Source organism: uncultured Microbacterium sp., assembly GCF_963521645.1.
GTDB lineage: Bacteria > Actinomycetota > Actinomycetes > Actinomycetales > Microbacteriaceae > Microbacterium.
This window is the reverse complement of record NZ_CAUQVQ010000101.1, coordinates 1-8,943: the sequence shown is the minus strand read 5'-3', so window position 1 is coordinate 8,943 and position 8,943 is coordinate 1. Positions and strand designations below refer to the sequence as shown.

General features: G+C 67.6%; 9 protein-coding genes and 1 pseudogene. 2 read left to right on the top strand and 8 right to left on the bottom strand.

Features of this window, described 5'->3' with window-relative positions:
• Positions 1 to 41 precede the first annotated feature (41 nt).
• The 4 genes from RWO82_RS14225 to RWO82_RS14210 all read right to left on the bottom strand — a co-directional run bounded on the left by RWO82_RS14225 (position 42) and on the right by RWO82_RS14210 (position 4,536).
• Positions 42 to 959, bottom strand: a complete 918-nt coding sequence (locus tag RWO82_RS14225; protein ID WP_314428184.1) for a carbohydrate ABC transporter permease — start codon at positions 957 to 959, stop codon at positions 42 to 44.
• Positions 956 to 1,906 carry a sugar ABC transporter permease gene (locus RWO82_RS14220; RefSeq protein WP_314428182.1) on the bottom strand — a complete coding sequence of 317 codons (951 nt, stop codon included), beginning with the start codon at positions 1,904 to 1,906 and terminating at the stop codon, positions 956 to 958. The genes RWO82_RS14225 and RWO82_RS14220 overlap by 4 nt, the downstream gene beginning before the upstream one ends.
• A gap of 3 nt (positions 1,907 to 1,909) precedes the next feature.
• The gene (locus tag RWO82_RS14215) at positions 1,910 to 3,223 is read right to left on the bottom strand and encodes a sugar ABC transporter substrate-binding protein (protein ID WP_314428179.1); all 1,314 of its coding nucleotides are present in this window, start codon (positions 3,221 to 3,223) and stop codon (positions 1,910 to 1,912) included.
• Positions 3,224 to 3,300: 77 nt separating this feature from the next.
• Positions 3,301 to 4,536, bottom strand: coding sequence for an aminotransferase class V-fold PLP-dependent enzyme (locus RWO82_RS14210; protein WP_314428178.1), 1,236 nt, complete (start codon positions 4,534 to 4,536; stop codon positions 3,301 to 3,303).
• 161 nt (positions 4,537 to 4,697) lie between these two features.
• Here RWO82_RS14210 and RWO82_RS14205 point away from each other — a divergent pair, with 161 nt between their 5' ends.
• The gene (locus RWO82_RS14205; RefSeq protein ID WP_314428177.1) at positions 4,698 to 5,411 is read left to right on the top strand and encodes an FCD domain-containing protein; all 714 of its coding nucleotides are present in this window, start codon (positions 4,698 to 4,700) and stop codon (positions 5,409 to 5,411) included.
• Between the two features lie 3 nt (positions 5,412 to 5,414).
• Here RWO82_RS14205 and RWO82_RS14200 read toward each other — a convergent pair whose 3' ends face one another.
• Positions 5,415 to 6,074, bottom strand: a complete 660-nt coding sequence (locus tag RWO82_RS14200) for a methyltransferase domain-containing protein (RefSeq protein ID WP_314428176.1) — start codon at positions 6,072 to 6,074, stop codon at positions 5,415 to 5,417.
• Positions 6,075 to 6,105: 31 nt separating this feature from the next.
• Positions 6,106 to 6,621, bottom strand: coding sequence for an ACT domain-containing protein (locus RWO82_RS14195; RefSeq protein WP_314428174.1), 516 nt, complete (start codon positions 6,619 to 6,621; stop codon positions 6,106 to 6,108).
• Positions 6,622 to 6,793: 172 nt separating this feature from the next.
• Here RWO82_RS14195 and RWO82_RS14190 point away from each other — a divergent pair, with 172 nt between their 5' ends.
• Positions 6,794 to 7,162: a hypothetical protein gene (locus RWO82_RS14190; RefSeq protein WP_314428172.1), complete on the top strand. Its 369-nt coding sequence runs from the start codon at positions 6,794 to 6,796 to the stop codon at positions 7,160 to 7,162.
• Positions 7,163 to 7,169: 7 nt separating this feature from the next.
• On the opposite strand, the gene RWO82_RS14185 is transcribed toward RWO82_RS14190, so the two are convergent.
• Positions 7,170 to 8,228 (bottom strand): PLP-dependent cysteine synthase family protein, encoded by a 1,059-nt coding sequence (locus tag RWO82_RS14185; protein ID WP_314428171.1) that lies wholly within the window; start codon positions 8,226 to 8,228, stop codon positions 7,170 to 7,172.
• Between the two features lie 20 nt (positions 8,229 to 8,248).
• Positions 8,249 to 8,943: pseudogene (locus RWO82_RS14180) on the bottom strand (hypothetical protein); the annotation flags it as partial.

Below are 8,943 nucleotides of genomic sequence, written 5' to 3'. Positions count from 1 at the left end.
ATTCCGGACTCCGGAATCTGCAAAGTGCGCGATTCGAAGGGCTATTCCTTGACTGCTCCGGCCGTCAGGCCCTGCACGATCCAGCGACTCGCGAGAGCGAACATCACCATCGTGGGCAGGATCGTCAAGACCGCGGCGGCGCTCATGGAGCCCCAGTCGATGTTGAACGTCGAGATGAAGCCGTTCAGCGCCGACGGCACCGTGCGGTTCTCGTCCGTGTTCATCAGCACGACCGACAGGAACAGCTCGTTCCAGCAGTTGACGAAGTTGAAGATGAACGCCGCGATGATGCCGGGGGTCATCACCGGGACGAGCACCCGGAACAGCGCGCCGAAGCGGGAGCATCCGTCGATCATCGCCGCTTCTTCCAGCGCGTCGGGGACGTTCTCGAAGAAGCCGCGAAGCATCACGGTGGAGAACGGGATGCAGACCGCGATGTACACGAGGATCAGGCCGGGCTTGGTGTCGACCAGTCCGAGGTCGGTCATCATCGAGTACAGCGGGCCGAGCGCGATGAACGCCGGGATCATCTGCGTCAGCAGGAACGCGACCAGCACCGTTCCCTTGCCCCGGAACTCGAACCGTGCGATCACGTAGGCGCTGAGCAACGCGATCAGCGTGGCCACCGCACCCGCGATGGTCGCCACGATCGCCGAGTTCGCCAGGAAGACCCCGAACGAGCTCTGTTGGAACAGGCTGGCGTAGTTGTCGAGCGACGGTTCGCTGGGCCAGTACTCGATCGGGAACGAGTTGATCGTGCCCGGCGACTTGAATGACGTCAGGGCGATCCAGTACAGCGGGAACAGCGTGATGACGAGCCAGAGCAGCAGCCCGACCACGCGGACGACCCCACCGACCGACACGCGTCGTCTTGTCGTGGGCGAGGCCTTGTGGGGGTCCGGGACCGTGATGCGGCGGGTCTCGGTGATCGTGGTCCCCGTAGGGGTGGTGATGGTCATCGCTGCACCCTCCGCATCGCCATCAGGTAGAACGCGCAGAACACGAACAGGAACGCGACGACGATGAGTCCGATCGCGCTCGCGATGCCGTAGTTGCCCTGCTGCGTGTAGTTGATCATCCACGTCGTGATGATGTGCGTCTGGTTCGCCGGTCCGCCGTTGGTCATCGCGTAGATGATGTCGGGGAAGTTGAAGATCCAGATGATGCGCAGCAGGATCGTCAGCAGCAGCGTCATCGAGATGTACGGGATGATGATCGAGAACAGCTGCCGCACCTTGCCGGCGCCGTCGAGGCTCGCGGCCTCGAGCATCTCATCGGGCACCGACTGCAGCGCCGCGAGGATCATGATCGCGAAGAACGTCACGCCGTACCAGATGTTGGCCACGATGACCGCGAACATCGCGAGCTTCGGATCGGCCAGCCAGGGAAGCGGGGCGTCGATCAGACCGGCCTTCATGAGCAGGTCGTTCACGACGCCGAACTCGGCGTTGAACATCCACCGGAACAGCATGCCGATCAGGAAGCCCGACACCGCCCAGGGGAAGAACACGAGCGCTTGGTAGACCCCGCGGAAGCGGAACCGCTTGCGCAGCGCGAGGGCGATGAGGAAACCGATCACGAGCTGCGGCACGAGCGAGCCGACGACCCAGAGCACCGAGTTCGCCGCGACGACAGGGAAGGCAGGATCCCGGAAGACCGTCAGGAAGTTGTCGAACCCCACCCAGGGCGTCGATGTGAGGTCCCACAGGTTCCAGTCGTGGAAGGCCATGCGTGCGCCCTGCAGCATGGGCCAGTAGGTGAACCAGCACACGAACACGATCGCCGGGGCCATGAAGGCCAGCAGCGTCAGCGCGTGGCGGCCACGGAACGGGCGGCGCCGGCGGGATGCCGGGGAGGCCCCGCCGGCGGTGCCGACGGAGCCCCCTTCGAGAGTGGTCCGGGTCACGGATCAGCCCTTTTCCGCGGCGTACTTCTCGGTCCAGAAGGTGTCCCATGACTCGAGCAGCTCGCTGGTCGACATGTTGCCCAGGAGCACGTTCTGCACGTCCTGGTCGGACTTCTGGATCCACTCGGTCCACCAGCTGACGCCACGCGGCTGCTGCACGTTGACGTACGTCTCGGGGTCTTCGGTCATCGTGACGTAGCTGGTCCACGGACCGGTCGAGTAGAACTCGTCATCCGCGGCCTCCGAGATGATCGGCACCAGGCTGTTCGCCTGTGCGAACTCGGTGGCGGGCTCGGCCGACGAGAGGAACTCGACGAGCTTGACGGCGGCCTCCTTGTGCTCGCTGTTCTCGGCGACGCCCCAGCCGGCGACGGCCAGCGGCTGAGCAGCCTTGCCCGAGGGGCCGACCAGCAGCGGGGCGGTGTCCCACTGGTCCTCGCTCAGCGACGAGTCCTGCACGGTCGCGATGACCTCGGGGTCCTGCAGCAGGAACGCGGTCGTGCCGTTCGTGAAGCCGGCGACCATCTCGGGGTAGCCCCACGAGACGGCCGACGGCGGCGAGGCCTTCTCGAACAGATCGAAGTAGTCGTCGACGGCCTCCTGCGCCTCTGGCGCGGCGAAGATCGTCGAGCCGTCCTCCATGAGGAACGCGTCGTCGGTGTCGAGACCGTCGATCGTGTAGGCCTCGATCGCCGCGACCACGTTGCTGTTCGCGTTCGCGCCACCACGGAACGCGTAACCGTAGATGTTGTTGGACGGATCCTGGATCGCGCTCGCCTGCTCGAGCAGGTCCTTCCAGCTGTGCGGCGGGCCGTCGAAGCCCGCCTCCTCGACGAGATCGGTGCGGTAGAAGAGCGACAGGCCGTAGAACCCATAGGGCACGAAGTAGCTCTTGCCGTCGGCGGACACCGAGGCGGACTGCGCGTTGTCGGTCAGGGCGTCCCAGCCGTCCCAGTCCTCGAGGTCGCTTGAGATGTCGTACAGCCAGCCGTTGTTCGCGAACGGACCGACGGTGATGTCTCGCACCTCGAGCACGTCGACACCCTTGCCCGACTGCAGCATCTGCTGGATCTTCGCATCGGCCTGCTCGGTGGGAGGCGAGACCAGCTGCACCGCGATGTCGGGGTTCTCCTTCTCGAAGTCGTCGAGCAGGCCGCGCAGCAGCTCGGTGCGCGCAGGGTTGGTCAGGCTCTCGACCATCTGCAGGGTGACGGAGCCGTCGGCGGAATCGCCGCCGCTCGCGGAACAGCCGGTGAGCGCGATCGCGGCGACGGTGCCGATGCTCGCGGCGGTCGTCAAGATTCTGTGGTTCTTCACGAGGTGCCTCTCAGTTGGTGGTTGTGGTGGGTCGGGTGGATGGCGGGTCGGGTCGGTCGGGTCGATGACGGATCGGTTCAGGGCACGATGAGCGAATCGGCGGTGCGGATGCCGGCGCGGCTCAGGATCTGTGGGATGCAGCGGTCGACGAAGGCCTCGAAGTCGGAGGCCTCGGTGTAGAGGTGCGCAGACAGCCGGAAGTAGCCGACGCCGCGGAAACTCGTGAATGCGGTCTCGACGCCGGTGGTGTCGAGCATGTCCATGCGCAGCGCGTCGGCCTCTTCGCGCGTCGAGCCGAGCCCGAGCGGCAGGCGCACGAGCCGCATCGACGGCACGGGCGAGGGGAGCGGGGTGAGCGGATCGACATCGGCGTACGGGCGAAAGCCCTCGGCGATGATCTCGGCACCGGCGTCGGCCATCTGCGCCATCGCGATGCGGGCGTCGTGCCAGCCGAACTCGCGCTCGATGAAGTCGATCGACGCCGGGGTCGCGAGATAGGTCGTCGCGTCGATCGTGCCCTGGGTGTCGAAGCGCTCGGGGTACGGCTCGTTCGCCGCCCACGAGTCGATCAGCGGCCACAGGTCGTCGCGGTCGGCAGCGGTCGTGACCAGCAGTGCCGACCCGCGCGGGGCGCAGGGCCACTTGTGGAGATTGCCGAACCACCAGTCACCGCCGGCGACCGCAGCGGCATCTGCGACGAGACCGGGCGCGTGCGCGCCGTCGACGAGTGTGCGGATGCCTCGCTCGGCGGCGAGCTCGGCGATGCGGCGTGTCGGCAGCAGGCGCGCGGTGGGCGAGGTGATCTGGTCGACCACGATCAGTCGGGTCGCCGGGGTGAGTGCGTCGGCGAAGCGCTGCACGACCTCGTCGTCGGAGGCGAGCAGCGGCAGTTCGACGACCCGGACGGATGCTCCGAAGCGGCGGGCCAGACGCTGTGCGCCCATGGTGATCGCGCCGTATCCCTGGTCGGTGACGAGGATCTCGTCCCCGTGGGCGAGCTGCAGCGAGTTGTAGACCACCGTGGCCGCCGCGGAGGCATTCGGCACGAAGGCGGTGTCAGCGGCGCGGGCGCCCACGAAGGGGGCCGTGCGCTCGCGGGCATCGTGCACGCGTTCGGCGATGCGGGGGAACCACTCGACGGGGCTGAGGTCGGCGCGGCGGCGCAGTGCATCCTGGAACTCGACGACGGCAGTGGGCACAGCCCCGAACGACCCGTGATTCAGGTGGATGACATCGGGATCGAGGGGCCACGCATCGCGGGCTCGGATGCCGGAGTTCAGCGTGAGCGGTGCGGGGGAGAGTGGTGCGGGCATCGGTCCTCGTCGGTGCGTCGGGAAGTTGTTGCACAACTTTGCCACAGCACTGCGAAAATGGCTACGAAAAGGCGAACAAGAAACATAGTTGTCATACGAATTTGACGCGATAGCTATTTCCGTCAAACTCGCAGAGAGATCAGGCGATGGGGAGTATCACGATGAGCGCTCTGGACACGGCTCTGCACGGACTGCGCTCGCTGATCGCGGACGGCGCGCTGCGGCCGGGCGACCGGCTGCCCAGCGAAGGAGAGCTCTGCGAGAGGCTCGGCGTCTCACGCGGGTCGTTGCGCGAGGCCATCCGGATGCTCGCCGCACTCGGCGTCCTCGAGACCCGCCACGGCTCCGGCAGCTACGTGGGCGAGCTGCGCGCCGCCGACCTGATCGGCAGCTTGTCGCTGACCGTGGGACTGCTGCCCATGGCCGGAGTGCTCGAGCTGACGGAGCTGCGACGCGTGCTGGAACCGCACGCAGCCGCGCTCGCCGCAGCGCGCATCGACGCCGCCACGGTCGACTCGCTCGCGCAGATCCTCGACGAGATCGAGGCCAGTGACGACCTCGAGGTGCACTCGCAGCTCGACCATGCCTTTCACATGACGATCTCGCGGATCGCCGGCAACGACGCCCTCACGAGCCTGATCGACGTGCTGCGGTCGCGGTCGCGGGCCTACCGGATTCCGGATGCCGACGACGCCGCCGAACTCAAACTGCACTCGGACGCCGGGCATCGCGCGATCCTGAGGGGCCTCGCCGCGGCCGACCCGGTCGCGGCATCGGCTGCCGCATCCGCTCACGTGGCTCAGACCGAGTACTGGGTGCGGCGCTATTCGGGCGGGGAGTCGCCGGCGGCGGAGCCGGTGGTCGGCGTCGACTGAGTCTCATCGGGCCGAGGACGCCTGGTCTGACCTCGGCGCTTCCCACACTGCGGTGTAGCGCCAGAACAGTCGATGACGCATGCGGATGCCGGGCAGCACGGCGGTTGCGATCGCCCTGATCTCTTCGAACGACTGGTGTGCGCGGGCGGTCGGCGCGCGCATGTGCGGGGGCGGCCCGGCCGCTCGAGTCGGATGGCGGATGAGCCCGACGAGCGGATTCAGCACGGTCGAGGCAGCGGAGCGCAGCAGATCCCGGGGAGTCTCGCGGGCGACGCCGACGATCACGATCCGTCCGCCTGGTCGCAGCGACGCTCGCGCATGGTGAAGCGCCACCTGCAGGGGCATGTGATGCAGGGACGCGACGAAGGCGATCAGGTCGTACGCCTCGGAGGGTTCGGATCCGAAGACCCTGTTCTCGATCCTCAGCCCAGGTGAGATGTGCCGTCGTGCGGCAGCCGCGGCATCCGCATCCGGCTCGATGCCGATCACTGTCGGAAAGACCGCGGACAGGGCCTTCAGCAGGGTGCCGGTGCCGCAGCCCACATCGACGGCGGTGTCTCCGCCCCGGCCGCGCACCTCCCGCGCGTGCCTGAGCACGAAGTGGGCGAAGGCGTCGTTGTGGGACCAGGGGTGAGCGGCGTTCAGCCGGTCGAGGGCATTCACGAAGTGCATGGTCAACGCGAGGCCCGAGCCGTCAGGCGACCGTGATGTCGACCTGCACCTCGGTGGCGATGCGTTCGAGATCGCGACGCAGCGTGTCGAGATCGACCGTCGCGGGCACTCGGGCGATCACGGAGGCCTCGAACAGGCGGCCGCCGGCCATCGCCGCGTCGCGGGTCTCGGTGGCCAGCTCTTCGATGCTGAGGTCGTGTGCGCTCAGCACCCCGGACACCTCCCTGACGATGCCGGGGCGGTCATTGCCGAGCACCCGGATCTCGAGCATCTGCTCGTCGTCGTCCGGCTGCGCGGGTGCGCCGGTGAGCACGGCGAGCGTGAGCAGCCCCTGCCCCTGGAGCTCTCGCAGCGCGGCCTGAAGCCCCTCCGAGTGCTCGGGCGCGACCGAGACCTCGATCACGCCGGCGAAGGTTCCGGCGAGCTCGGCCAGCGAGCTGTTCTCCCAGTTCCCGCCGTGAGCATCGACGACATCGGCGACGGCAGCGACGAGGCCCGGACGATCGGCACCCGCGACAGTGAGGATGAGAGTAGTCATGCGGCCAGCGTAGTCGTCGCTCGATCGGTGCCGGTCGGCATCCATCCGCTCGCTCGTGTTTTTTTGAATGACTAAAAACAAGGTACGATGGAGAAACAGCGTGGTGCCGGGGTTGCAGCCCCGGCACCACTGTCCGTGAAGCACCCCACCACCCCTGACTGAGGAGGCTCGAATGAGTCACGAACACGCCAAAGATAGTCCATCCGCATCACACTCCACGGTGCTGCCGACGCGGCGTACCGCTCGCGAGCGCACGGTGCAGCACCTCACCCGGACAGACCTGCTCACGGCGCCGCCCCGCATCACGCGGCCCACGCACGTCGTCGGTCGGATCGAATCGAGCGGACTCGGTCGCCCGAGCTACGTAGAGCTCGACGGCGCGGAGGGTCTCATCCCCGACGCACTGGTCCTCGAGTACGGACCTGCGGACACCGAGCAGGCGAGGTCGGCGCGGGTGTGGATCCGCAGCGCGAAGGCGGGGAGCGCGCCGCTGTACCTTCTGAGCAGCGACAGCTCTTCGAGCGGCTACGTCAGCGCGTGAGACGACGTCACTCGGCCCAGTCGCCGGTCTCCAGGAACCGGTCGAGACGGGCGCGGTGCGGAGCGAGGTCCCAGCCCTGCTCGGCGACCCAGTCGTCATTGAAGTACGTGCCGGCGTAGCGGATCCCGCTGTCGCAGATGAGGGTGACGATGCTGCCCGATTCGCCGGCGGCGCGCATGCGGGCGATCAGCTGGAAGGCCCCGTAGAGGTTGGTGCCGGTCGATCCTCCGGCCCAGTGCAGTGTGCGCTCGCGCAGCATCCGGATCGCGGCGACCGAGCCCGCATCGGGCACGCGGATCATCTCATCGATCACGGTGGGCACGAACGACGCCTCCACGCGCGGTCGGCCGATGCCCTCGATGCGGCTCGGTCGTCCGGCGGGAGGGTCGACCGTGCCCGCCCATCCGTCGTAGAACGCCGAACCCTCGGGGTCGACCACGGCGATCTGCGTCTCATGGCGGCGGTACTTCACGTAACGGCCGAAGGTCGCGCTCGTGCCGCCGGTGCCCGCGCCGACGACGATCCAGCGCGGAATCGGATGCCGCTCCTGCGACAGCTGGCTGAACACACTCTCGGCGATGTTGTTGTTGCCGCGCCAGTCAGTGGCCCGCTCGGCGAACGTGAACTGGTCGAGATAGTGCCCGTGGCAGTCGCGCGCCAGGCGTTCGGCTTCGGGGGACATGTCCTCCGCGCGGTCGACGAAATGACAGCGACCGCCGTAGAACTCGATCAGGTCGATCTTCTCCTGGCTCGTCGACCGCGGCACGACCGTCACGAACGGCAGTCCCAGCATCCGCGCGAAGTACGCCTCGGAGACCGCCGTCGAGCCGCTCGACGATTCGACGAGCGTCGAATGCTCCGTGATGCGACCGTTCACGAGCCCGTACAGGATCAGCGAGCGAGCGAGACGATGCTTGAGCGACCCGGTGGGGTGCACCGACTCGTCTTTGAGGTACAGGTCGATGCCCCATTCGGGCGGCAGGGGGAAGAGGTGCAGGTGGGTGTCGGCGCTGCGGTTGGCATCGGCTTCCAGCAGGGCGATCGCGGTGCTGGTCCAGTCGCTCATGCTTCGAGCGTAACGCGCCGCTACTTGGCGGTGTATCCGCCCTCGCCCGTCTCGCCGTCATAGGTGAAGACCTTGTCCTCGAGAGTGATCTGAATGTCGTCGCCGAGCGGCTGTTGAGCGAGCAGACGCTCTTCGAGCATCGCCATGCGCTGCTCGTACTCGTCGGCGGTGGCGGCATCCACTCCCCAGATCGTCGCGACCTTCATGTCGGTGAGGAAGTAGAGGAACGCGCTCACGGCCGTGCGGTTGAACTCCGTGTCGGGGATGCTCTGCCACAGTTCGCCGGAATCGCGGAGCCGTTTGTACTCGTCGATCTTGGCCTGCAGGACATCGGCGATGGCGGATGCACCGGCGTCGTCGCCGTCGTCGGACGGCGGCTCGTCGTCGGAGGGCGCGCCGGGAGCGGCTGTCACGGAAGGAAGCGGAGCGGTGATCGGCTCGGGACTCGAGTTCAAGAGCAGGCTCACCACGAGCCCGATTCCGACGACGATGATCAGCACGAACGCCGCGACGGACGCGACGACGATGCCGACGGTTCGTCCCGACCGAGACCCGGGACTCGGGGGCACCGCGGGGTAGGGGTACTGCCCGGGCTGCGGAGCCGAGGCGTAGGGCGGGAGCGGTGGCGCGGGTGGCCAGTCCACGCCCCCGGACACCGGCGGCTGCGGCGCGGGAGGAGCGGGCGGTCCGCCCAGCGGCGGCGCCAACGGGACGG